18 protein-coding genes and 4 pseudogenes are annotated in these 23,966 nt (G+C 69.4%); 6 read left to right on the top strand and 16 right to left on the bottom strand.

The features are described from left to right. Window positions 1–19: 19 nt before the first annotated feature. Both C3488_RS13220 and C3488_RS13215 read right to left on the bottom strand, forming a co-directional pair. The gene (locus C3488_RS13220; RefSeq protein ID WP_258053396.1) at window positions 20–1,312 is read right to left on the bottom strand and encodes a hypothetical protein; all 1,293 of its coding nucleotides are present in this window, start codon (window positions 1,310–1,312) and stop codon (window positions 20–22) included. Window positions 1,313–1,788: 476 nt separating this feature from the next. Beyond that, complete coding sequence (locus C3488_RS13215) at window positions 1,789–2,043, bottom strand: hypothetical protein (RefSeq protein WP_146067858.1); 255 nt, start codon at window positions 2,041–2,043, stop codon at window positions 1,789–1,791. Window positions 2,044–2,177: 134 nt separating this feature from the next. Here C3488_RS13215 and C3488_RS13210 point away from each other — a divergent pair, with 134 nt between their 5' ends. After that, window positions 2,178–2,828, top strand: coding sequence for an MOSC domain-containing protein (locus C3488_RS13210; protein WP_103839585.1), 651 nt, complete (start codon window positions 2,178–2,180; stop codon window positions 2,826–2,828). A 127-nt stretch (window positions 2,829–2,955) separates the two neighbouring features. Here the strand turns inward: C3488_RS13210 and C3488_RS13205 are convergent. The 3 pseudogenes from C3488_RS13205 to C3488_RS13195 form a co-directional block, all read right to left on the bottom strand. After that, window positions 2,956–3,465 (bottom strand): annotated as a pseudogene (locus tag C3488_RS13205) (IS5 family transposase); the annotation flags it as partial. Further along, window positions 3,414–4,208 (bottom strand): annotated as a pseudogene (locus C3488_RS13200) (IS110 family transposase); the annotation flags it as partial. The pseudogenes C3488_RS13205 and C3488_RS13200, both read right to left, overlap by 52 nt. Before the next feature lie 327 nt (window positions 4,209–4,535). After that, window positions 4,536–4,747 (bottom strand): annotated as a pseudogene (locus tag C3488_RS13195) (IS5/IS1182 family transposase); the annotation flags it as partial. 8 nt (window positions 4,748–4,755) lie between these two features. On the opposite strand from C3488_RS13195, the pseudogene C3488_RS13190 reads away from it, so the two are divergent. Next, window positions 4,756–4,896, top strand: a pseudogene (locus C3488_RS13190) (IS701 family transposase); the annotation flags it as partial. A gap of 295 nt (window positions 4,897–5,191) precedes the next feature. Here C3488_RS13190 and C3488_RS13185 read toward each other — a convergent pair. From C3488_RS13185 to C3488_RS13175, 3 genes are all read right to left on the bottom strand, one after another. Continuing rightward, a complete protein-coding gene (locus tag C3488_RS13185) occupies window positions 5,192–5,659 on the bottom strand; it encodes an SUKH-3 domain-containing protein (RefSeq protein WP_181138998.1) in 468 nt (155 codons plus the stop codon). Window positions 5,660–5,873: 214 nt separating this feature from the next. Then, window positions 5,874–6,551 (bottom strand): AAA family ATPase, encoded by a 678-nt coding sequence (locus C3488_RS13180; protein ID WP_181138997.1) that lies wholly within the window; start codon window positions 6,549–6,551, stop codon window positions 5,874–5,876. A 503-nt stretch (window positions 6,552–7,054) separates the two neighbouring features. Continuing rightward, window positions 7,055–8,437 carry an SMI1/KNR4 family protein gene (locus C3488_RS13175; RefSeq protein ID WP_103839583.1) on the bottom strand — a complete coding sequence of 461 codons (1,383 nt, stop codon included), beginning with the start codon at window positions 8,435–8,437 and terminating at the stop codon, window positions 7,055–7,057. 494 nt (window positions 8,438–8,931) lie between these two features. On the opposite strand from C3488_RS13175, the gene C3488_RS13170 reads away from it, so the two are divergent. The 3 genes from C3488_RS13170 (at window position 8,932) to C3488_RS13160 (ending at window position 13,898) form a co-directional block, all read left to right on the top strand. Then, window positions 8,932–11,778, top strand: a complete 2,847-nt coding sequence (locus tag C3488_RS13170; protein ID WP_103839582.1) for a LuxR family transcriptional regulator — start codon at window positions 8,932–8,934, stop codon at window positions 11,776–11,778. Window positions 11,779–11,881: 103 nt separating this feature from the next. Next, window positions 11,882–12,874, top strand: a complete 993-nt coding sequence (locus tag C3488_RS13165; RefSeq protein ID WP_103839581.1) for a helix-turn-helix domain-containing protein — start codon at window positions 11,882–11,884, stop codon at window positions 12,872–12,874. A 307-nt stretch (window positions 12,875–13,181) separates the two neighbouring features. Beyond that, the gene (locus tag C3488_RS13160) at window positions 13,182–13,898 is read left to right on the top strand and encodes an alpha/beta fold hydrolase (protein ID WP_103839580.1); all 717 of its coding nucleotides are present in this window, start codon (window positions 13,182–13,184) and stop codon (window positions 13,896–13,898) included. A gap of 330 nt (window positions 13,899–14,228) precedes the next feature. Here C3488_RS13160 and C3488_RS13155 read toward each other — a convergent pair whose 3' ends face one another. The 7 genes from C3488_RS13155 to C3488_RS13125 all read right to left on the bottom strand — a co-directional run bounded on the left by C3488_RS13155 (window position 14,229) and on the right by C3488_RS13125 (window position 21,264). Next, on the bottom strand, window positions 14,229–14,972 hold the full coding sequence (locus C3488_RS13155) for an SDR family NAD(P)-dependent oxidoreductase (RefSeq protein ID WP_103839579.1): 744 nt from the start codon (window positions 14,970–14,972) through the stop codon (window positions 14,229–14,231). Next, window positions 14,969–15,940, bottom strand: a complete 972-nt coding sequence (locus C3488_RS13150; RefSeq protein WP_103839578.1) for a fumarylacetoacetate hydrolase family protein — start codon at window positions 15,938–15,940, stop codon at window positions 14,969–14,971. Before C3488_RS13150 ends, C3488_RS13155 begins: the two co-directional genes overlap by 4 nt. Window positions 15,941–16,070: 130 nt before the next feature. Further along, complete coding sequence (locus tag C3488_RS13145; protein ID WP_103839577.1) at window positions 16,071–17,009, bottom strand: VOC family protein; 939 nt, start codon at window positions 17,007–17,009, stop codon at window positions 16,071–16,073. Window positions 17,010–17,021: 12 nt separating this feature from the next. After that, window positions 17,022–18,020: an amidohydrolase family protein gene (locus tag C3488_RS13140; RefSeq protein ID WP_103839576.1), complete on the bottom strand. Its 999-nt coding sequence runs from the start codon at window positions 18,018–18,020 to the stop codon at window positions 17,022–17,024. Beyond that, window positions 18,017–19,153 (bottom strand): FAD-dependent oxidoreductase, encoded by a 1,137-nt coding sequence (locus C3488_RS13135; protein WP_103839575.1) that lies wholly within the window; start codon window positions 19,151–19,153, stop codon window positions 18,017–18,019. Before C3488_RS13135 ends, C3488_RS13140 begins: the two co-directional genes overlap by 4 nt. 168 nt (window positions 19,154–19,321) lie before the next feature. Next, window positions 19,322–20,278 carry a cyclase family protein gene (locus C3488_RS13130; protein ID WP_103839614.1) on the bottom strand — a complete coding sequence of 319 codons (957 nt, stop codon included), beginning with the start codon at window positions 20,276–20,278 and terminating at the stop codon, window positions 19,322–19,324. Next, entirely contained in the window at window positions 20,278–21,264 is a 987-nt protein-coding gene (locus tag C3488_RS13125) for a fumarylacetoacetate hydrolase family protein (RefSeq protein WP_103839574.1), read from the bottom strand. The genes C3488_RS13130 and C3488_RS13125 overlap by 1 nt, the downstream gene beginning before the upstream one ends. 120 nt (window positions 21,265–21,384) lie before the next feature. Between C3488_RS13125 and C3488_RS13120 the strand changes: the two genes are divergently transcribed. Further along, complete coding sequence (locus C3488_RS13120) at window positions 21,385–22,350, top strand: LysR family transcriptional regulator (protein ID WP_103839573.1); 966 nt, start codon at window positions 21,385–21,387, stop codon at window positions 22,348–22,350. A gap of 71 nt (window positions 22,351–22,421) precedes the next feature. On the opposite strand, the gene C3488_RS13115 is transcribed toward C3488_RS13120, so the two are convergent. After that, window positions 22,422–23,687 (bottom strand): MFS transporter, encoded by a 1,266-nt coding sequence (locus tag C3488_RS13115; protein WP_103839572.1) that lies wholly within the window; start codon window positions 23,685–23,687, stop codon window positions 22,422–22,424. Between the last annotated feature and the right edge of the window lie 279 nt (window positions 23,688–23,966).

Genomic DNA, 23,966 nt, shown 5'->3' with positions numbered 1-23,966 from the left:
GGGGTGTACCCGGCTGTCCTCAGGCGGGTGGTACCAGGGAGAAGACCACTCGCTTCCCGGTGGTGGTGTTCTCCCGCTCGTTGAGCCCCCACAGGCGTCCGGACGACGGGGCGTAGGAGAGGTTCTGGGTCAGCGGCGGGGCATGGGTGAGGACGTGCGGCGCGGCGCCCGGCAGCGCCCGGTGGATGCAGTACGGCACGTCGGAGTCGGTGGTGCCCGCCGTCTCGGGGCACTCTCCGCTGAAGTAGTAATAGGTGCCGTCCGTGGCGGCTCCCTGCACCTTCCAGATCGGCACGGTGTAGGCACCGATGGCCGTGACGGTCCCGGTGTAGTCGTTCGCGGTGTCGGTGTCCGGGAGCGCCGTGCTCGCGTTCAGCGGCCAACGGATCAGCGGCCCACCGCCCTTGGTGGCGATCTGCGAGGTGACCAGGGCGTCCGGTGAAGATGTGCGGTCCAGGCTGAGCGAGGTCAGGCACGGCCGCGTGGCGTCGCAGGGGTCACCCGTGTTGCCGGTGAAGTAGATGCCGACCATGGGCAGCGCCCAGTTGTGGTAGCGGGCCGAGGACTTGCCGTTGCCCAGGATGCCGACCTGGTCGGTGGAGGTGTCGCTCATCTTCCACAGGTGCCGCAGGTCGTAGACCTGCATCTGGTGCCCGGTGGCGACGAAGAGCTTGTTGCCGTACCAGGTGACACCGTCCGCATGGCCGCTCAGCACGTCCATCCCGGACCGGTCGCCGGCCCCGCCCACCGGGCGGAAGGTGTGGCCGCTGCCGGTGGAGTACGGGTCGACCAGCAACACGTGCTGGTAGGTGACCGAGGTGCCGGTCGACTCAGCGATGGTGATCCGCGCATAGTCGTTGTCGGTGTAGTGCCAGGAGGCGATGTAGAGATAGTGCCCGTTCCAGGTGCCGCTCGGCTGGGCGTCGTGCGAACCGGTCAGTCCCTGGGGCGTCCAGACGGCGGAGGTGTCGTCGGCCTGGTCCCAGCAGAAACCGTCGTACTTCAGTGAGCCGTCGAGGTTGGTGTCGTGGCACAGTGCCGCCCGACCGGCGTGACCGCCGTCGGCGAGCACCTGGTCGGGCGAGGTGCGCACGGAGACGCTCCCCGACGCCTCGATCTGCTGGATCGCGGCGCCGCGGTTCGTGAAGTCTCCCGCCCGCATCGTGAACCCGCTGGGGTCGATCGGGGCCAGGACGGAGGCGGCCGCCGCCGGATGAGCCACGGAGAGGGTGACCGCCGAGAGCAGCAGGGCCAGAAACGCGCCGACCGCCCCGATCCACCGGGGGTTTGTCCCGTACATGATTCTGTTCATGAGCGCTGACGCTACATCAGCAACCACAGGAAACAGACAGAGCGGGGACGAGTGTGCCCGCTCCTTCCTGGCGGCCCGGGTTGCGGAACCGGGGCCCGGCTGCTGCAGCAACTGCGTGGCGCGACACGGCTGTTTCTGCCGGCCGGTCTACACGTTCACGTCCACGACCGTACCCAGGACGTCTCCACAGCCTCGAGCCCGTAACACCGACCGTCCCGGAGATCCGCCATCTACTCTCCGCCGCCTTCCACCCCTCGCAGTCCGGAGAAGGATGGTTACCGGGGACTTGTGTGCCGTAGATGAGGAAGTAGCGCTGGGGGTCTCCAGTGCCCAGGTACGCATCACGCGGTGGCCGTTCCTGCTGCGGGCGGACAGCGTTTACTCGTCGTAGTACTCACAGTCGTCGCCCTGGACGCGCGCCCCCAGCGCCCCGGCTATCTCCCGCATCGTCTTGAGAAGAAGTTCATCCGGGTGCTTCACCACGATCTGCCCCTCTCCCCAGTCCAACCAGGCGCCGTGAGGGTCCCGTTCTGGGTGGTGACCATCTGGGCCAGCCACTCATGCCGGTATTCCAACACCGCGTCCTGGCCTCGCGGGGAAACCCGGGCCACCTGAACCATCTCCAGTTCCGGGTCGGCAGCGACCACCGCCGCCCACTCCTGCGTCGTGATCTGCTCGCCCTCATCCTCCCACCACGGCGTACGCCTGGTGATGTGCACGTCATAGCCCATGCCCGTCACAGTAAGGGGCGCCTCTGACACCATCGCCGCGATCACGAAGCCACACTGGAGTACTAGATGATCGATTCCAGGGGGTGGCAGAAAATGAGTGGCCCCCGCGTGCAGAGGTCCGTACCGTCGCGCGCATGAAGCTGCTCTCCGTCAATGTCGGCAAGCCTCGACCCAACCCTTGGAAGGGCCTCAGCGCGACAGGCATCGACAAGCGGCCTGTTGATGGTCCGGTCGCCGTCATCGCCCCCGGTCCCAAGGGCACCGGCGAGGTCGGTCTCGTAGGCGACCGCGTCTACGACGTGAAGCACCATGGCGGTTCCGATCAGGCTGTCTACGCCTATGGCCGCGAGGATCTCGACGAGTGGGAGGCCGAGCTGGGGAGGCCGCTTGCCAACGGCGTCTTCGGGGAGAACCTCACGACCCTCGGCCTCGATGTCAACGGCGCACTGATCGGGGAGCGTTGGCGCATCGGGCCGGATGTGGTCCTGGAGGTGTCGTGCGCGAGGATCCCATGTGCGACGTTCCAGGGATGGCTGGAGCGAGAGGGTTGGATCAAGCGGTTTACCCAGGCCGCGGTGCCGGGCGCCTATCTGCGCGTGATCGAGCCGGGAGACATCCGGGCTTCCGACCCCGTCGAGATCGTGTACCGGCCCGACCACGACGTGACCGTCGCGCTCGTCTTCCGCGCGATGACACTCGAGCCGGACCTACTGCCACGGCTGCTGGTCGCTGACGCGCTGCCCGAGGGGGAAAGGGAACTGGCTCGCAGGCGCTCGACCACGTGAGTGATCGATTTCTTCAGAAGATCGTCTGCCCGCATGAGACGAGGGAGTGCAACGTCGGTGTGTGAAGACAGAGCTGGACTCCCTCGCGACCGCACTTCACGTAACTGATCGTTTCACATGATCTACAAAGTCGTCGGAAGCAGATGATCGAGCAGGCGAGCTCGAGCAGGCCCTGGTGGAGGTCGGCCCGGCACTCGTAGCGGGTACGTAGTCGCCTGAACTGGTGCAGCCAGGCGAAGGCACGCTCGACCACCCAACGCACTTCGCCAAGACCGGCCCCGTGTGCGATGCCGCGGCGGGCGATCACGGGCTTGATGCCGCGCTTCCACAGCAGACGGCGGTACTTGTCGAAGTCGTAGCCTCGGTCAGCGTAGAGGCAGCGAGGCTTGCGACGGGGGCGTCCGCGCCGTCCCCGGATGGGCGGGACGGCGTCCAGCCGTGGCAGGAACTGGGTGACGTCGTGTCGGTTGCCGCCGGTGAGAGTGACGGCAAGCGGGGTTCCGTGTCCGTCGGTGATCAGACATCCTTGCCGGATGCCCGGGTCACCGGTGCGGCTCCGGCGTAGGACTTGAGGGCCCGGGCGTCGGCAAAGCGGGATCGGTCGTCTCCGATCTCGGCGAGCACACGGGCGCCGGTGAGGGAGCCAAGTCCTGGAAAGCTGGTGATGACGTCGGCGTCCGGGTGTGCCTCAAAAGCCGCCACTGCGGCTTCGGCGAGCTCGTCCGCGCTGGTCGGCCTCGATCCTGCGTTGGCGTCCGGCTTCTTCAGTGCGGCCCGCAGCTGGGTCTTGGTCAGTCGGGCCGCTCGGGCCGGGGTGGGGGCGGCTGCCAGCAGCGCGCGGGCGACGGATGAGCATAGGCCACCGAGCAGCGGCTGGACGACGGCGAGATAGCCGGGGAAGTATTCGCGCAGGTGGGACCGCAGTTTGTTGGCAGCCTGTGTGCGATCCCAGACCGCGTCCTGCTGGGCGCGTGCCAAGACGGCGATGGCCTGGGCGAGTTCGGTGTCGGCAGGCAGCGTCCGGTGTGCCGCGGCGTCGGTGCGCAAAATGTTGGCGAGGACCATGGCATCGAGGTGGTCTGACTTCTTGCGTGCGATGGTGTGGCGTTCACGGTATCGGGACGCTGCCATCGGGTTGATCGCATAGACGGGGCGGCCGGTGGCTCGCAGGCAGGCCACCACCAATCCTCGGGACGTCTCGATGGCGGCTGGTATGCGGGTTTCGGGGGTGTCCCCGTGTTCGGCCAGAAGATCCAGCAGTTGTTGAAGGCCGGTGGCGTCGTCAGCGATCCTGGCCCGGGCCACCAGCGTGCCGTCGGCATCGATGAGGGCGATGTCGTGGTGGTCGCTGGCCCCGTCGATACCGCAGAAGATCTTCATGGGGTTGTCTCGCGTCCTTCCTCCGATTGCACCTCTCGCTTGCTGGTCACAGCCGTGGAGGCACGCGACTCCCTAATGGAAGGGCTCTGACGGCCCAGCATCCGATTAGCCGTTCGTGACTCCAGCTACCCGCGAGGTCCTCAGTCTTTTCCGGAGCTTGAAGGCTCCCGGTGATCTGGGAGGTGTTCCTCGCGAGCGGCTCAGACCACGAACATCCTCGACTCGATCGCGTTCGCGCCGCCGCCACGACACGAGGCTGGCGAACCCGTCTGATCAAAGGGCTCCGGTCCCGGGGGTGCTTCAGGCTTCACCAGCCTCGTAACTCCCCATTAGGTGGTGCTTGGAGCCGGGCCGAGAGCGGTCGACGGGCGAAGGGCAGACGTGATCCCCCCTTTGAGGGCCCTGACGTGCGATCCGTCCACGGCGCAGTCGTCTAGGGCCAGCAGATCAGCGCGGCGCAACTCGGTGAGCAGGGCCGTGTGCAGCCATGGCCAGACGCCCGCATCAGGCCCGTCCCGCAGTCGGCGCCAGGCCCTCACCCGGAGCAACCCGGTTCTGGCTGTCCGACCTGCCCGAGGACACCCCGGTCGCGGACCTCGTCCGCCTGGCAGAGATCCGCTGGCGCATCGAGCAGGACTACCGCGAACTCAAGCACGGCCTGGGCCCGGACCACCTCGAAGGCCGGGCACTCTTCGCCGGGTCGCGCAACAGTAGGCGCAGCGTAGCGAACTCAGCCCCAGAGGGCTCGCCACCTTCTTCCTCATCGGGTCGCACGCACCCAGAACCGCGCTGACGTGCTGCGGGAGGACCGGGACGGCGAGGTCCCCAGCGGCTGCGGCATCTGTTGCGCTTGATGTTGCGCTGAAGGTTGCGGTAGATGCTGCGCGGGCCTCATGTCAACCGGGTCAAGATGCTCAAGCGCCAGATGTTCGCGCGGGATTGGAACTCCTCCGCAAGCGCGTCCTGCTCGCCGAGCAACCGTGTCAGCGGGCCTGGTCAGCCTGCCTGTGGTCGTCATCGATCCTGCGGGGCCTCACGCCGAGGATCAGATTTTCGAGGGCGTGCGGCATTGGCCCGAAGCTGGCGGCCCAGGTCTCGACAAGGCAGATCTCACTGCCCTCATCGATGCCGAGAAAGAATCGGCCGTGATCGAGCTCGCCGAGCGGGAAGAGACGCCTTCCCAAGGAGTCGCTCCACTCGGAGAACCGGTCATCCTCTCCCCAAGCCAGCTCCGGGTCCAGTGCGAATGGTTCGCGGGCGCAGCTGATTCCCGGGCCACCGATGCTCACGGTCAGCCCCCCGAACTCCTGGAGGAACGTCTCAGCAGCATCGTGCATGACGATGCCGACCCCTTCGAACATGGACCGCCAGCCAGTCGTGTCGACCCGCCTGCCCGTCGTCCACCCGGAAGCCTCCAAGACCTCAAGCACCTCCGGCGACCATTCACTCATGACAGACCCAGCTCCCGCCAACTGAAGTATGAGGGCGATCATCTCAGCGGCCGGGCCGAGAGAGACAGCGTGTGACCGCTCCACAAAATGGACCAGAGCCTGAGAGCGCATCACTTGTCGATCACATGGCCGTGAGATGTCGTTGAGATCTGACACCACCGGGCATGCGTCTGGCAGCCACTGACCCCGGCGGCACAGGTACCGTGCCATCGTGTCAGTTGATCACTTTGGTGCCGGTCACCTCGATCGGTCCTCCGGTGCCAGCGGAACCGGGATCGGAACCCACAGGCCGCTGCGGCTGGAGCCCGAAGTAATCGATGGCTTGTTCAGCAACGGCCCCTGGTGACGCATGCGTGTTGTTGATCCGTAGGAAGTCGGCGCGATGGTCGAACGCTCCGCCCGAGCTGAGTCGGAGCTGGCCGTCCAACTCCAGCAGGAGGCGCCGTGATCTCTCGACGTCCCGCTTGGACGGCTTCTCCTCGAGCCGGGAGGCGCCCTCATTGCGTTGCAGGCGCGCCTCTTGGTCTGCCTCCAGTTCAAGGTAGATCACTCGACCACCGCGCTGGTGGAACGGCTGTGCGTACTCCTCAAGCGTGCGCTGATCGTCCGGGTCGTCGAAGGCCCATACGAATGTGAAGATCAGGCCAGGCAGATCGCTCGCGGCGACCTCTTCGATCAGATTCCGCCGGAACTCACCGACGAGCCTCCGGAACGGTGGGCTGCCGAAGTCGAAGAACCGCAGGACCGGCTCGATGGCCATGTGGTTGTGGAACAAGCGAAGCCCCGTGCGGCCGGCGATCTCCTGGCCGACGGTCATCTTGCCCACGGCAGGCGGCCCGACGATGTAGAGAAGGGTGGGAACAGCGGGAACGGCAACGGATTCTTCGGCCATCACCCGAAGCTACGCGGACGGTGCACTGTGTGGCCACCGACTTATCCGTGGTGCCGGGCCATGCCCACCCACTCAGTGAGTGGGCGGCAGGAGGTGGCCATAGGTGCTGCGATCCGGGGTCGCCTACCGCGCCGCTTCAAGTGCTCTTACTTCTCACCGATATCCCCGCGCTCTCCGGACGACGAGTTATGCCGGAACCCACCAACATGTGCTCTCGCTCAGAGACAGTGCAGATAGTCGTTCGCTAAAAGGCGTCCCATGAATGTTCGACGGTAACTGGTAGTTGCCGGCAGAGGTAAGCAAACCCGCCCGGGTCGCGTGATGCGGTATCCGTCGTAGAAGCAACGAGCGGTGATCGCCGCGCACGGCCGGATCTCGAAGATCTGCCAGGGCTACAACCGGCTAGCGCGCGAGAAGCGGAAGAACGGGGGTTGCCGCGCACACTGGCCCGTGTAGCCCGCGCATGGCTGACGCCGTTCCCCCGCTGGCCCGGCCGGCATGGGCTACGGCACGGGGCCGAGGCCGCCCTCCAGGGTGGTGCGGGTGATCAAGGGGCGGTCCCAGCGGGCAAGGATCTCGTTGGCGAGGTCCACGACCGGCAGGGGATCGACGTCGTTGCGCACCTCGATGCCGGCGGCCAGCAGGCTGCGCGGGACCATGTCGGCGTCCAGGAGCACACGCCAGTCCTGCGGGCAGAGCGCCAGGAACTCCAGGCCGGTGAGCCGGGAGATCTCCAGCGGGTCGGCGAGCGTGCCCGGGTAGGCGCTAAGGGTCCGCAGACGCGGCAGGTCCACGACGGGCTCCAGGCTGAGCGGTTCGCCCTCCCAAACGCCGATGCTCAGGACTTCCAGCGCGGGGTGCGCGGCTGCCTCGACGCTCTTCAGGCCGCGGATGTTGACCCGGGCCGCGGCAGGCGGTTCCTCCGTCCGCGGGGCGGCGCGGCGCTGCACGGGCAGGCGGAGCATCAGTTCTGTGAGGGAGCCGGCGACCAGGCCCGCGCCGACGCTCTCCTCGTGGCTGAGCACGATGATCTGCCCCGTGTGCCCGGCTGGCCCCGGCGTCAGGTCGACCGCGAGCCGGTCGCCGTCGCTGTCGCCGAAGACGATCCAGCCCGGCGATCCGACCAGCCCCTGCACCGCGGCACCCGGCGGCGTACCGACCGTCTCCATCGCCGCGAACCGCCACGGGGAGTGCCGGGAGGGCGCGTCGGCGACGTACAGCTCGTCCAGGGGGAGCAGTTCGCAGGTCACCGTCTCCATGAGGTGCCACATCGCTTCGTCGTCGGCCGGGTCGTCCCACCGGGCCCGCGTCACCCGGTAGAGCGCCTTGAGCTCGTCGGGCAGCGGTATCCCGAGGCGCGCCTCCGCCGTGGCGATCTCCTCCTCGGTCGCGCCGATGGCGTCGGGGAGGCGTTCGCGCAGGAAGCTCTCCAGTGCTGCCGGATCCGCGGCCGGCGAGGGCTTCGCGTCGGGCACCGGATCGGGCAGCCGGCGCCAGGGCTCGGGTACAGCGCCTTCGACCAGTATGAGCGCACCCGGGAGCGGCCCGCTGACCTCGGGCTCCACGGCTGGCCCGAAGTCGAGCAAGTGCAGTACGGCCGGGCCGTCCGGGGACATCCGGGCCACGAAGGAGGCGCCGTCGGCGTCGGTCTCCACCAGCGCGCCCTGCACCCGCTGCACGGCGTCGAACTCGGGTCGTCTGGCCGCCGCGCCGGACGCCTGCCCGTGCATGGTGAACATCGTGCCCCGTGGCATCGGCATGCTGTACGCGTGGGTGCCGATCCGTCCGGCGACGTGACCGCCCAGAGCGCCCGGCGTCGCGGTGTGAGCGGATCGCAGGATGTGCAGCAGAGGCTCCCAGGTCGTGAACTCATGGAGTGTGGACAACAGGTGCCTCCGATCGGCGCGGTAACGTGGCGAGGCGATTATCACGGGAGGCACTGACAGCCTCCTTCCCCAACGGCGCTCGGCCTCGCCGACCATGTGGCCTTGAACGGCGAGAAACCTGCGGAAGCCGCCGACCACGGCCCGCTGGACCCTCCGGATCCGGCGTGCTGCCGCTGCACCACTGCCCGAGTCGTCTGGGGCAACGGTCGAAGTGCTGACGGTGCGCGACGTTCAGAGGTGCGCGGCGGTCGTGGCCGGCGGTTCGGGCGTTCGTCCCGGCCGGCGGCTGTCTGATCGCTGCGCCGTGCAGTCCGGCGGATCAGCTCGTGCGGCACCCCGGTACCTGGGCGACGACCGCCACCTGGTGGCGGTCGGCCAGCGATGCAACCGGCAGAAATCCGATCAGGACGGTTTCCCAGGGTGATGGCATGGCATGCTGCACCCGTGCGGCGCGCCGGTTGTCGTGCCTGCCTCGATGTGTAACGGAGACCGCGTTGGACCGCTTCCTGCAGCCGCTGATGTCGACTCGTGCCGTCGGGGTGCAACCACGTGTACTGGGCCGTGACGAGGAGCTCGCCTTCCTCAGTGCACGTTTCGATGCGCTGGCCGAAGGCCGTGGCGGCATCGTGTGCATCGAAGGTCCCCCCGGGAGCGGCAAGACGCGTCTGCTCGCGGAAGTGCAGCGCATGGCGGTCGACCGCAGGCTGCGCCTGTTCCGGGGAGGCGCGGATCCCGACGGCCAGTTCGTGCCGCTCGGACCGCTGCTCGAGGGGCTGTCGACGGGCTCCGGTTCGTTGTTCGACGTGGACCGACTGCGGCATCTGGCCGCGGCACCCGAACAGCGTTTCTGGCTGCTGCAGGAGCTGCAGGACCGGCTCGAGCAAGTGGCGCTGGACACGCCACTGGTGGTCACGATGGACGATGTCCAATGGCTGGACGACGTGACACTGCTGGCGCTGCGGACCCTGTCGGCCCGGTTGTCGTCGCACGCGATCCTGTGGGTGGTGACCGTGCGCAGCGCCGCGGTCGCGCCGGGCGTCCGTACGTTGATCGATCACCTGGAGAGCATCGGGGGGCATCGGCTCCCGCTCGGTCCGCTGCCGGAGACCGCAGTCGCGGGGATCGCCGAGGATGTGCTGGGAGCCGTGCCCGATGAGGCCACCTTGGGTGTGGTGCGGCGCGCCGGTGGCGTGCCCTTGTTGGTGGTGGAGCTGTTGCGCAGCATGCGCGAGGAGCAGGCTGTGACCGTCACGGACGGCTTGGCGGTGCTGACGGGGCCGGCCCTGCCGACGGGTTTCCGGAGTTCGGTGCGTCGGCACCTCGATCAGCTCTCTCCTTCGGCCAGGGAGGTCGTACGGGCCGCCGCCGCGGTGGGCCGTACGGTCACCGTCGGTCTTCTGGCCGAGTTGCTCGGCACGCCGACCGCGGCACTGATCGAGCCGGTTCAGGAAGCGCTGGACGCGTCGCTGTTCGTCGAAGAGGGCGAGCGACTGCTGTTCCGTCACGACCTGTTCCGTGAAGCTGTCGAGGCCGGTCTTCCGGTGGCGGTGCGCAAAGCGGTGCGGCGGCATGCGGCCGACGCCCTGATGCAGCGTGGCGCGCCGGTGACCGAGGTGGCCGCCCTGCTCGCGGACAGTGCCGAGGCAGGCGACTGGGCAGCTGTGAAGCTGCTGCGGCAGGCCGCTGCGGAATTGTCGGCGTCTGCTGCGTCGTCGGCCCTGGAACTCAGCCGCCGCGCCCTGGAACTCACGGTCGGGTCGGCCGCTGAGCGTCCCCTGATCATCGCGGAGACGGTACTGCTGTCCTGGCAGGCCGGCCAGGCAGCTCAGGGCCGGGAACTCGCCGCCGCCGCGCTGCCCGGAACCATGTTGCCGGAGGCCGAGGCACAAGTCCGTCTGGGGCTCGCCCGGGTGTCCAGCCAGTACGACTTCACCGAGGCCGTCCGGCAGGCGCGTGCCGGAGCCTCGCTGCCCGGCGTGGCACCCACGTTGCGGGCCCAACTGCTGGCTCTGGAGTGCCTGAACCTCTCGATGGTCGGGGACTTCCAGGCGACCGCCGACGCGGTGGCCGAGGCCCTGGACGCCGCCGCTGAGGCCGGGGACCGGGTTGCCCGGGCGACTGCGGTCGCGGTCGATTCGGTCGTGTGGTTCTACCGGATGGACTGGGACAGGGCCTTCGGCCTCGCCGAGGAGGCGGCTTCCCTGGCCGCCGACGTGGGTATCGCGAACTCGTTGTGGGTGCCGGAGGCCCTGTGGAAGGCGTTCTTGCTGAACGCGGCGGGCCGCGTGGAGGAGGCACTGGAGGAGTCCGCTTCCGGCATCCGCGAGACGCGGCGGCAGGGACAGGCCGCAGCGATGAGCCTGTGGCTGAGCAACCGGTGCCGGGTCCTTCTGGACGCCGGCCGGCTGGAGGACGCACGGGCAGAAGCCGAAGCGACCGCGGCCATGGCCCAGGACCTCGGCCTGGGCAACTTCGCCGATGCGACCGTCCTCTACACGCTCCTGCGTGTCGCCCTGCACACCGACGACCACGAGGCGGTCCGGGCCCATGCCGCCCAGGTGCGACACCGCATGATCGCCGATCCGGCTCTCCTGGTGCGCAATGTGGGCTCTTGGCTGCTGGCGCTGGTCGCGGACTACGAGGGCCGTCCCGATCAGGCCATGGAAGTCCTGTCCGAGGCGGTCAGCACGTTCGGCGTGGTGGGTCCCTCGTTGGCGAGTCCCGACGATCCCGCCGACACGGTCGTCTTCGTCCGCATGGCACTGCGGGCAGGCGCGACCGAGCCCGCCGCCGAAGCGGTACGGGCAGCCGAGCTCCGGGCGGAGCGCAATCCCCGCTTCCCGATCCTGGCTGCTGCCGCCACGCACGCCCGCGGGTTGCTCGACAACGACCTCGCCGCCCTGTTGCGCGCTGTCGAGCTGTACGAGGGCATTTCCCGGCTGCTGCCCAAAGCCTCCGCGCTCGAAGACGCGGGCCGAAAGCTCGCCTCGCGGCACACCGCCGAGGCCGTCCCGCACCTGGACGCCGCGCTCAACCTCTACACGCGAGCGGGCGCAGAGCGGGATGCCGCGCGCGTCCGCCGCCGCCTGCGTGCCATCGGAGCCCCTCGGCGCCGTACATCGTCCCAGAGGCTCGCCGCCGCCTGGCCCGAACTGACCGCTTCGGAGGTGGCGGTGGTCCGTCTGGTGGCCCAAGGACTGACGAACGGCCGGACCGCCGAACACCTGGGCATCTCCCCGCACACGGTCAGTTCGCACCTGCGGCACGCCTTCAACAAGCTCGGCATCACGTCGCGCGTCGAACTCGCTCAACTGGCCGACCAGCGGGAACACGCTCAGTAATCGCTTCGTATCCCACAACCGCTTCCTCAATCAGTGCGGATCGTGTGAAGCCCACGGTATGCGCGTGTCGTGAAGATCGTCTGAAAGGAAAGGAGACGACTTCATGCCTCTGCTTCCGTCTGTCCCTCACACGCGCGACGGCGCGGACAGCTTCTACACCACCGACGCCCTGCCGCCCGGTGCGGAGCGGCATTGCTACTGGCGCGACGCCTGGTCCCGGACCTTCGGAACCGTGGATCTCTCCGTCCCGGACGTGGCGTACTCGGGCACGCTCCGCGCCACACCGCTCGGACCCCTGCGAACTGTCACCGTGACCGGCGACCGACTGTCCGTACGGCGCAGCTCCCGGCACATCGCCACCGTGGTGGAACAGGAGCACGTGGTCGTCAACGTGCTGGTGACCGGTGTGGCCAGGGTCGAGCAGGACGGCCGGAGCAACACGTTCGGGCCGGGAGACGTCGTCGTCTACGACACGGCGCGCCCGCTCCGCCTGGACATCCCGCAGTCGTTCCAGGCTCGTTCTCTCGTCCTGCGCCGACGTGATCTGGGACTGAGCGAGCAGCAGACAGCCGACATCACAGCCACCACCCTCGGCCCCGGCACACCGGTGGGGACACTGATGTCTCCATTCATCACCAGGCTCGTCGACAAGGCCGGCACGCTTTCCTCGCGCACCCGGGAGCAGGTGGCCCACACCACGCTGAACCTGCTCGCCACGCTCATGGACGAACGGCTCGGCAGCGCACCCGCGGGACCTCCGGGCGGGGGCAGCCGTGCCCTGCTGGGACGCATCCAGACGTTCATCGACGAGCACCTCACCGATCCCGCGCTCTGCCCTGCGATGATCGCCCGCGCCCATCACATCTCGCCGCGCTACCTTCACAAGCTCTTCGAAGGCGAAAGCACCACGGTGAGCGGCTTCATCCGGCAGCGCCGGCTGGAGGCGAGCCGACGCGACATGACCCGCCACAAGAACAGGACGATCGCCGTCGTGGCACATCAGTACGGTTTCGCCAGCGCCTCTCACTTCAGCAGAGCGTTCCGCGTTCAGTACGGCGTCTCCCCCACCGAGTGGCGCACCTCCCGACAGCTGTAGCCCACTGCGATCGGGATCATGAGGAACGTCCATGCTGCGCACGATGGTGACGCTCCTAGCCGCCCGCCAGGAACCGATCGGTGCGCGGACAGAGCATCGGCAGCGCCGTCAGATCCCAGCCTGAAGTCGCCGCAGCGAGGCGGCCGCGCCTGTCGGCTCCCCATCAACGGGGCAGCGGCACGCCTCACTGTCTGCGCTGCGCCCGCCGGTCGCCGCTGAACCTTGACCACCCGGAAAGCCCGGACTCGCCGCCCGCCGGTCATGCCACCTGCAGGTGCTGTTCCCCCCACCCACGCCAAGGAGTGACGTGGTCACGACTCCTACCGCCCTTCTTCTCCACGGGGCCTTCACCGACGCGAGCATCTGGTTCCGCGTCATCGCACATCTGCAGCACCATGCCATCCCGGTGATAGCCGCTGCCAACCCCCTCAGGGGCCTGGCAGCCGATGCCTCGTACATCTCCTCCGTCGCCACGCAGATCGACGGCCCCGTCGTCCTCGTCGGCCACGCGTACGGCGGCACCGTCATCTCCGCCGCCGGCACGGCGCCGAACGTGGTCGGACTGGTTTACATCGCGGCATACGCCCCGGACGAAGGAGAAAGCGTGCGCGACCTGCAAAGGCGCTTCCCCACCTCCTCCACCCTGGCCGACCACCTCGAAGAGATCTCCCACCCGCTCTGCACAGGCCGGCCCTCAACCGAACTCACCATCAGCACCGAAGCGTTCCAAGCCGTCTTCGCGGACCTCCCCGCCGCCCTCACCCAGGTCATGGCCGTGGCCCAGCGTCCCGTGGCCGCCACGGCCTGCACCGAGTCCGCACCGGCCGCAGCATGGAAAACGCGACCGTCCTGGATGCTGCTGGCCGGCGCCGACCCGGCCATCAGCCCCGAAGCCGTGCGCTTCTGCGCCAGACGAGCCGAAGCGACACTCCTCGCAATCGGTGACGCCGCACACGCCGTCCCCCTCTCCCACCCCACAGACGTCGCCGAACTCATCCGCGACGCGGTACGGGCGACGACCTGAACGACTGGGAACGTCTGCTCCAGCAGGTCCGGGCCGCGGCCGACGAGGCGGGCGAGATCGACTGGGACGTCCCGGTTGACTCCACCATCGTCCGCGCGCACCGACATGCGGCCGGCGCCCGTACTGATCCACCGCCGGCACCCGCACCAAAGGGGGCCGAAGAGAGGGAACTCCAGGGCGAGACACCGTGGCAGAGCCCGGTCGCCCGCCTGGTGGGAGGTGGTGCTGGAGATGAGGGCCTGGACCGTCCGGAGCCGCGAAGAACTCGACGATGATGCTCGCCCCGGCATCATGCCGGACCGCCCACGACTGTGATCGGCCGGACAGCTGCTAGTTGCGTACCGCGTCCGAGATCGGCTTGGCGCCGCCGTGCGCGGTGAGGCCGCCGTCCACGGGGATCTCGGCTCCGGTGATGAAGGACGACTCGTCGGAGAGAAGGAAGCTGACGAGCGGGGTGACGTCGTCGACGGTTCCGGTGCGGCCGAGTGGTGTCCCGGCGATGTTGGCCTCGCGGAAGGCGGGCGCGGCTGAGGCGGTCATCTCGGTCTCGATGAAGCCGGGGTGGACGGTGTTCACGCGGATGCCGCGTGGCCCCAGTTCCATGGCGGCGGTGGCCGACAGGCCGCGCAGTGCCCATTTGCTGGCGGTGTAGGCGACCGGGTAGTGGGCGGTCAGTGCCGCCGAGGAGCCGACGTTCACGATGGATGCCCCCGTGCGCATCAGCGGTGCCAGGTGCTGGATGCCCAGGAGCGGTCCGGTGACGTTGACCGCGTGGACGCGGGCCATGTCCTCGGGGCGTACGGCGTCGAGGCGGACACGCCAGGTGACACCGGCGTTGTTGACCAGGCCGTGCACCTGTCCGTACGACTCCCCGAGTTCGGCGGCGAGTTCGGCCCAGTCCTTCTCGCTGGTGACGTCGAGCCGACGGCAGCCAGGTGCCTCGGTCACGTCGGTGGCGATGACCCGGGCGCCCTCGCGGGTCAGCGCCTCGGCCTCGGCGGCGCCCTGGCCGCGGGCGGCGCCGGTGACCACGACGATCTTGCCGAGGAGCCTCTTGGGGCGGAGGTCGGTCACGGCCGCTCCCAGGAGCGGCGGCGGCCGGTCGGCAGCGGGATCGGGGCGGCTCCGGCGACGACCGTGTTGGAGACGCTGCCGATGCCCTCGACGGTGAGGGTGACCGTGTCGCCGGGCTTCAGCGGGGGTGGGTCCTGCCGGCCGCGTACGCCCCACAGTTCGGCGAGGCAGCCGCCGTTGCCGCAGGTGCCGGAGCCTAGGACGTCGCCGGGGCGGACGACGGTCCCACGCGAGGCGTAGGCGACCATCTCCTCGAACGTCCAGCTCATGTGGGAGAGAAGGTCCGTGCCGACGGTCTCGCCGTTGACGGAGGCGGTGAGCCCGAGCCGCAGGAAGCCGTCCTCGTCCCGGTACTTCTCCAGTTCGTCCGCGGTGACCAGGTACGGGCCCAGTGTGGTGGCGGTGTCCTTGCCCTTGCACGGGCCGAGGCCCACTCTCATCTCGGCGGACTGCAGGTCGCGTGCCGACCAGTCGTTGAGGACCGTGTAGCCGATGATGTGGTCGCGGGCCTGCTCGGGCGTGAGGTCGCGGCCCTCCTTGCCGATCACGGCGGCCACTTCGAGTTCGAAGTCGAGCACGGTCGAGCCGGGCGGCACGGGGATGTCGTCGTGCGGGCCGTACACCGCGTAGGGGTTGGTGAAGTAGAAGGTCGGGGCCGCGTACCACTGCTCCGGTACGCCTGCGGTGCCGTCCACCGACCGTCGTACACCCTCGACGTGCTCCTCGAAGGTGACGAAGTCCCGCACGGTGGGCGGCTGGAGCGGGGGCAGCAGCCGTACCTCGGAGACATGGGGGCCGGCCGGGATGTCCAGCGTGACGGAGCCCGCCTCCAGCAGCTCGGGCAGGCCGCCGCCCTGGGCCAGCAGGCCGGTCAGGGAGCCGACACCGGGGAGTGGGTAGAGCGTGCCGTCCTCTTCGACGACGGCCACGTGGCGGCGGTCTCGGTACTCGTACGCGGCGAAACGCATGGCGGTTTCCTGTCGGCTGTCGGCTGTCCGCTGGTGGTGTGAGGGGGTGGGTACGAAGGCCGGGGGCGCGGCGTGGGAGTCAGGGCGTTGACAGGGCCACCGCGCCCCCGGGGTCTGAGGGCTTCGCCGGTCAGACCGGCGGGGCGACGAACACTCCGCGGTCGACGTCGTTGAAGGATTCCTTGGTGACCAGTTCGTTCATGGGGTTGGCGGTGCCCCACTGGTCGGTGACCTCGGGCTTGGAGAAGTCGTAGACGTGCGGGTGCCAGGTGTCCTCGTCCAGCAGCTCCAACTCCGTCGTGTACTCGACGGTGTTGCCGTGCGGGTCGAGGAAGTAGGTGAAGGTGTTGTCGCCGGCCATGTGCCGGCCCGGCCCCCAGATCTTCTTGAAGCCGGCGCGCATCACGCGCCCGGAGCCGCGCATGTACTCGTCGATGCCGCGCATCTCGAAGGAGATGTGGTGCAGCGAGGTGTGCGGTCCCCTGGCGATGGCCATGGAGTGGTGCTGGTTGCTGATCCGCATGAAGTGCATGACGTCGCCGATGTGCGGATGGCCGAGTGTGTCGGACAGCCGGAAGCCGAGGTGCTCCTCGTACCACGCCTTGGTCCTGTCCAGATTCGGGGAGTTCAGCACGACGTGCGACAGCTTGACCGGGATCGACTCCTTCTCCTCGATCTTGCGGTGCTGCCGTACCTCGACGTCGGCGGAGACCTCGAGGGTGCGCCCGTCGACGTCGAAGAAGCGGAAGCCGTAACCGCCGCCGGGCGTCTCCACCTTTCCCGGCTGGGAGATCAACCGCACTCCGCCCGCGAGGAGTCGTTCGGCGAGCGTGTCCACGTCGGCGGTGCTCGCGGCGCCGTAGGAGACGAGGTCGAGGCGCTTCTCCTCGGCCTTGCGCAGCCGGACGACGTACTGCTCAGGGCTGCCCTCGGCGGCCAGGAAGGAGATGCCGGAGTCCTCGGCGACCTTGCTCAGGCCCCAGACGCCGGAGTAGAAGTCGAGCTGCTTGTCGTAGTCGGGCACGGCGAGGTCGACGTGCCGCAGGTGGGTGAGCAAGCGGTTGGGCATGTGGGGGCCTCCTCAGGCGAGGTCGAGAAGCGCGGCCGCGTTCGCGCCGCGTATGGCGTGGAAGTCCGGGTCGGGCAGCCGGGCGGCGCGCAGGGCGGCGACGGGGTCGTCGGTGCCCATGTCGAAGGCGTAGTCGGAACCGAGCAGGACGCGGTCGGCGCCCGCGGCCCGGACGAGTTCCCGCAGGACGTGCGGGTCGTGGACGAGGGAGTCGAAGTACAGGCGCCCCAGGTAGCTGCTGGGCGGATGGGCGCAGCCGGCGCCCGCGTCCGACCGGGCGGACCACGCGTGGTCGGAGCGGCCGATGTGGGTGGGCAGGTAGCCGCCGCCGTGGGCGGCGATCAGCTTCAGCCCCGGATGCCGGTCCAGTACGCCGGAGAAGATCAGGTGCGACAGCGCGACCGCGTTCTCCACCGGCTGGCCGACGACGTTGGACAGGTACCAGCGGTCCAGGCGCTCGTCGAGCGTGCAGCCGAAGGGGTGCAGGAAGAGGACGGCGCCCGTCTCCTCGGCGCGTGACCAGAAGGGCGCGTACGCCGGGTCCGAGAGCTCGCGGCCGGGGGCGTGGCTGGAGATCTCGACGCCCAACAGCCCTTGTTCCAGGGCATGTTCGAGGGCGCGCACGGCCTGCTCGGGGTGTTGCAGGGGGACGAGGCCGAGTCCGTGCAGCCGTCCGGGAGCCTGGGCGCAGTGGGCGGCCGTCGCCTCGTTGGCGCGCCGGAAGACCTTCTCGGCCGTCTCCTCGTCCGCCCAGTAGTGGTAGTGCGAGGGGGACGGGCTGACCAGCTGCACGTCCACCCCCTGGGCGTCCATCGCGGCCAGCCGTGCGGTGACGTCGGTCATCCTCGGGGCGCGCTCGCGGACCATGGGACCGTTGACGGCGAGGGCCGCCGGGCCGTTGCGGCGGGCGTCGAGGGCACGGGCCCCGGCCAGTCCCGGCAGGTCCGCCACCAGGGCGTCGACCTCGGGCAGCAGGACATGCGCGTGCACGTCCACGGTAGGTACTGTCACGGCAATTCCTTGAGGAGGTTCATCGTGCGGCCGATCAGCCCGGGGAGATCGGCGTCCCGCACACCGTCCAGCTGCCACTGGCCGATCTGCACGGACGCCTCGACGACGGTCCGCACTCGATGAATGCGGCGTTCGTAGTAGCTCTGGAGCAGCTCGCCGTCCCAGTCCCGTCCGCTGGTGAGCAGTTCGGCGAGGACGAGGGCGTCCTCCAGGGACATGGCGGCGCCCTGGGCCATGGTGGGCGGGCAGCAGTGGGCTGCGTCGCCGATCAGCACGACCCTGCCGCGATGCCAGGAGCCCTCCACCAGCAGCCGGTGGAACCAGGTGTAGTTGACCTTCGCCGGGTCGGTGATGTGCTGGGTGATCTCCGGCCAGGCTCCGCCGTAGGCCTGCGCCAGGCGGCGCATCTCGTCGGCGTAGGTGGCCGGGTCGATGGAGGTGCGTTCGCGGCATCCCTCGACGACGAAGGCGTAGATGGTCTTCTCGCTGGTGGGGGTGTAGCCGGCGATGTAGGCCGGGCCGCCGTAGGCGAGGTCGCTGCGCTCCACGCCCTCGGGGCGCGGGGCGGCGACGCGCCAGATGGCCATGCCCGTAGGCTCGGGCCTGTCGGCGATGCCGATCGCGGTACGGGTGGCGGAGTTGAGGCCGTCGGCGCCGATCACCAGGTCGTAGCGGCCTTCGGTGCCGTCGCTGAAGCGCACCGAGACACCGTCGGTGTCCTGTTTCAACGTCTCGGCGGTGGTGCCCAGGCGCACGGTGGCGCCGGAGGCGCGGACCGCGTCGATGGCTATCTGCTGGAGCCGGGGGCGCTGCATACCGAGGGTGGCGGGCAGGTCGTCGCCCCCGGTCCTGATGTCCTCGGCGAGGTGCAGCAGGGTGCCGTCCGGGGTGGTGATGCCCAGCGTGCCGAAGGCGAAGCCGGATGCGCTCACCTGCTCCCAGACGCCCAGTTCGCGCAGCACGCGCAGGGCGTTGCCCTGGAGGGTGATGCCGGAGCCGGTGGTGGCGTTCCAGTCGGGCTTGGCCTCGATCAGGTCGACGGTGATGCCGGCCCGGCGCAGCAGAACGGTCACGGCGTTGCCGGAGGCGCCGCCGCCGATGACGAGGACTCTGCGTGTAGGGCTGTCTGCCATGTCGGGGATACCTCCCGAGGTTGGGCCGCGCGGCTTCGGGCGGCGGGGCGGCTCGCCCGCCGGGAGGGCGGGCCAGGGGCTGTGGTGCTCCACCCGTCGGCGGGTGGAGCGGGCGGGGCCGGATGCGCCGCTGCTGTCCGGGGAGGACGTGTCCGGCCGGTTCTGCGGCTATTTGACGGCGATCGGGTTGACGGGTGAGCCGACGGCGCCGGTGATGGGCAGGGGCGCGGCGGTGAGCCAGAACTCGTACACGCCGTCGTCCGCGCAGTCCGTGGCGAGGGCGTCGAGGTCCCACATCTCGCCGATCAACAGGCCCATGTTGGGGATGGCGACCTGGTGCAATGGCTGGAAGGCGTGGTGGAACTCGTTGGGCCGTACCTCGAAGCCCCAGGTGTCGGTGGCGATGGCGGCTATCTCGGTGCGATGCAGCCAGCCGGCCGTGGTGAAGGACAGGCCGGGCGCGGGCCCGCCGGCGTAGTCGCCCCAGCCCTCGCGCCTGGAGCGGGCGAGCTGCCCGGTGCGGACGAGGACGATGTCCCCGCGTCCGACGCTCACCCTGTGGGCTCCGGCCGTTGCCGTCAGGTGGTCCTCGGTGATCGCGAACGCGTCCGGCAGCTCGCCGTCCGTGCCGAGGACTCGGCCCACATCCAGCAGCACCCCCCGTCCGGCGACGTACGGCGCCATGTGCTCGATGCCGGTGACGAGGTCGCCGTCGGAGGTGACGACCTTCTCCGCCGCCCGCCCGTTCCACGCCTTGCCGTGATCGAAGATGTGCCCGAGCCCGTCCCACTGCGTGGAGCACTGCAACGGCATCGCGATCATGTCGTCGGCGCCGCCGATGCCATGCGGGAAGCCCTGGTTGCCCAGGGCCGCGTCGGTGCCGGTGTCGAGCATGGTGTGCACGGGGTTGGTGCGGCGGCGCCAGCCCTTCTGCGGCCCGTTCATGTCGAACCGCTGCGAGAGCGAGAAACTCACGCCCCGGCGCACGAGCGCCGCGCCCTCGCGCCGCTTGGCCTCGTCAAGGAAGTTGAGGGTGCCGAGGACGTCGTCCTCACCCCAGCGGCCCCAGTTGGAGTACTTCTTGGCGGCCTCGGCGACCGCGCCCTCGGGATCCGTACGGTCGATCACGCGTCTGCCTCCTCGGCGACACAGCGGGTGCGCTGGACGCCCAGCCCCGTGATCGAGCCCTCCATGACATCCCCGTCACGCAGCAGCCGCCCCCAGTGGATGCCGTTGCCGGCCGGGGAGCCCGTGAGTACCAGATCCCCCGGCAGCAGCCGGGCGGTCTGCGAGATGTACGACACCAGCCGGGCGATGCCGAAGAGCATGTCCTTGGTCGACTCGTCCTGCATGGTCCTGTCGTTGAGCTTCAGCGTCACCCGGAGTTCACCCGGGTCCGCGATCGACCCGGCGGGGACGATCCACGGGCCGAGCGGCGTGAAGCCGGGGGCGTTCTTGCTGCGCAGCCAGTCCGTGCCGATGGCCTTCATGTCCCGGCGGAAGACGGTGGCCCGGTCGGTGAGGTCGTTGGCGATCGTGTACCCGGCGACGTACTCCAGGGCCTCCCCCACGGAAACCCGGTAGGCGGGCTTGGCGATGACGGCTGCCAACTCCAGTTCCCAGTCCGGCTGTTCGGCACAGACGGGCAGGACGACGTCGTCGTACGGTCCGGTGATCGCGCTCGGCAGGCCGATGAAGACGTACGGCAGGTCCTCTGCCGCCCGCCGGTCCATCACCGCGGCGATCTCCTGTCGCGCCTCCTCGACCGTGCGCGGGTCGTCCGGGGAGCGGTGGGCCACCTCGAGGTCGATGACGTGCTGTCGGTAGTTGGCGCCGGACTGGAAGATCTGCCGGGGCTCCACCGGGGCATGCACCCTCAGACTGTCGATCCGCTGCCACTCCAGGGCGGCTTCGCCCGCGAGGGTGTGCAGAACGGGAAGGGTCTCCTCCCACCGTTCCAGCACGGAACGCACATCGGCAGGCTCCCAGGCCAGAACCTGGCTCAGGTCCAGCACCCGGTCCTGGACCACCAGACCGGGGAACCGTTTCCCGTCAGGCGCGGAGAGCGTGCCGAGCGCGAAGGGGCCGGCGGGTTGCGCGAGCGTTGCCATGAGATTTCCTCCCGCTGAGTTGCGGTCTACTCTGACCTGGATCCTCAGATCGCGGAAATGAATCCTGTGGATGACGCGCATCCACGCCACGAATACCTCTCTCCGTCCAGGTGGTGCCCGGTGAACCTGTCCCGACTCGACCTCAACCTGGTCGTCGCCCTCCGCGCGCTACTGGAGGAACGCAACGTCACCCGGGCCGGCGAGCGCATCGGACTCAGCCAGCCCGCGATGAGCGCGGCGCTGTCCCGGCTGCGCCGCCATTTCGACGACGAATTGCTCGCCCGGACCGGAAACTCCTACGAACTGACCCCCCTCGGCGCCGCCCTGCGCGACCGCAGCGCCACCGCGTGCGACCTGCTGGAGCGGGTCTTCGCCAGCCAGGCCGACTTCGATCCGACGGCCGAGGCCCGCGAGTTCACACTGCTCGCCTCGGACTACGGCGCAGCCGTGTTCGGGGCCGCCCTCGCCCGCGCCCTGCACCGCGAGGCACCCGGGATCCGGCTCGCCTTCCAGCACCCGGCGCCCTCCGTCGTGGAGAACACCGCGACCGTACTGAGCACCGTCGACGGACTGCTGATGCCGCACGGCGTCATCGACGGTCTGCCCGCGGTCGACCTCTTCAGCGACCGCTGGCTGTGTCTGATCGCCGACGACCACCCCGAGGTCGGCGACGAGCTCACCCTCGACCATCTGGCCCGGCTGCCCTGGGCCGTCTACCAGCGTCCCTACGACGCCCCGGCCGCGCGCCAACTCAGCATGATCGGCATCAGCCCTCGGGTCGAGGTCTCCGTACAGACCTTCCAGCTGCTGCCCCACATGATCGAGGGCACCAACCGGATCGCGATGATCCAGGAACGCCTCGCCCGCAAAGCGGTCCGCGCCGCCGCGGTACGCGTCCTGCCCTGCCCGTTCGAGGCCGTACCGGTGCAGGAGGCGATGTGGTGGCACCCCGTGCACGCCCAGGACGCGGCCCACATCTGGCTGCGGCAGAAGGCGGCGGAGGTGGGGGCGACGTTGACGGCCGACGGCGACGGCGACGCCTCCAAGGGGCGCGGGGACGAGTCGCATGCGACTCCGCCGCGCTGACACGACTGGCCACGATGGCGCGGCGGCCGCGGTCCGGCACATCGTGGCAGTCCCGATGGAGCGTACGTCCGTCAGGCCGTCCGCTCCGGCAGCGGCCGGGAGTCGACGGCACCGACGTGGCGGCGGACCGCGAAGAGACCCGCCGCAAGGAGGGCGGCGGCCAGCCCCAGCACGGCCACCGCTCCGGCCAGACTTCCGACCGCCGACTCCACGGCCAGCAGTACGAGCGGGCAGAGGAACTCACCGCCGAAGAAGGCCGCCATCCACAGTCCCGTGCCGCGGCCGCGGTCCTCGAACGCCAGCCGGGACATGGCACTGGTGAGAAGGGCGGGCAGCAGCATGCCGGTGCCCACGCAGTTGATCACGGCCCCGACGACCAGCAGCGGGGCGTTGCCCGCCAGGAACATCACCCCGAAGCCGGCCGCACAGAGCGCGAGGACGGCGGGCAACATCGGAGCCGGGGAGCGCCTCAGCCGGGCGAAGGTGACGGCTCCTCCCACGGTGGCGGCGCTCGAGACCGCGGTGGCCAGGCCGATGACACCGGAGTTCTCCACCCCGAGATCGTCGAGCAGGTACGACATCTCCACCGGGACGGTGTAGAAGACGATGGCTCCGAAGACGGTGAGGGCGCAGATGCCCGCCATTCGCCGCCACAGGAACGGGCGGCGGGTCTCCGCCCCTACCGGGACCTCGTCGGCGGTCGCGCGGGCCGTCGGGTTGGGCAGAGCGGTCGCCATCAGCGGGGCGAGCAGCAGGCTCACGGCGTAGGCCCAGAAGGGCACCCGCCAGCCCGCCGACCCGGCGGCCCCACCGACCACGAAGAAGACGGTGGCCGACGCCGAGGCGCACATGGTCTGCAGGGCGAGGTACTTCACCCGCCGCGGACCGCTGTAGTAGTCGCCGATCAGCGTGGTGCAGCACGTCATGATGGCGGCCTCGGCGACGCCGACCAGGGCGCGGCTGGCGATGATGGCGCCGAGGGAGTTCAGATAGAGCGGTGCCGTCCCGAACACGGCGTACAGGAGAGTCGTCACGATCAGCAGGCGCTTGCGGCCCAGCCGGTCGACGATCACCCCGGCGAACGGGGCCAGCACCGCCAGCGCCAGCGCCGGGACGGTCAGCGCGAGGGGAACCAGCGCCTTGGCCCCCGGGGACGACTCGAAGTGGTCCTGCATCTTCGGCAGCACCGGTGCGATCAGCACCGCCCCGAGGATCGGCAGACAGCTGCCCGCCATCAGCAGGGTCACGCGCAGTAGATGGGCCGGGCCGGAGACAGCGACGGGCGACGACGCGGCATCGTCGACCGCGGTGGCAGACGGCGGGACGGAACCAGGCATGGCGACTCCATGGGACGGCGTACGAAAGCACGCATGCCTGTATGGGCGCTGCAGCGCACGGCATGCTGGAGATGGCCTCACGTCGGCCGCTGATGTGGACAGCCGCGTGCGGATCGGGACGACTATGGGCTGCCCGGCGCCCCGCTGCCATCCCTCGAGCGATCCGAATCTCGTATCCGGCTCATCCACACCGTGGATGATCGTGAGGACAGCACTGTTCCGGACATGCGCAGACAGCGGTGTCCCGGGAAGCCTCCGACCGGACCAGGGGCACCGCAC

The organism is Streptomyces sp. Ru72, assembly GCF_002920635.1.
Taxonomy (GTDB): domain Bacteria; phylum Actinomycetota; class Actinomycetes; order Streptomycetales; family Streptomycetaceae; genus Streptomyces.
This window is presented reverse-complemented; position numbering and strand designations above follow the sequence as displayed.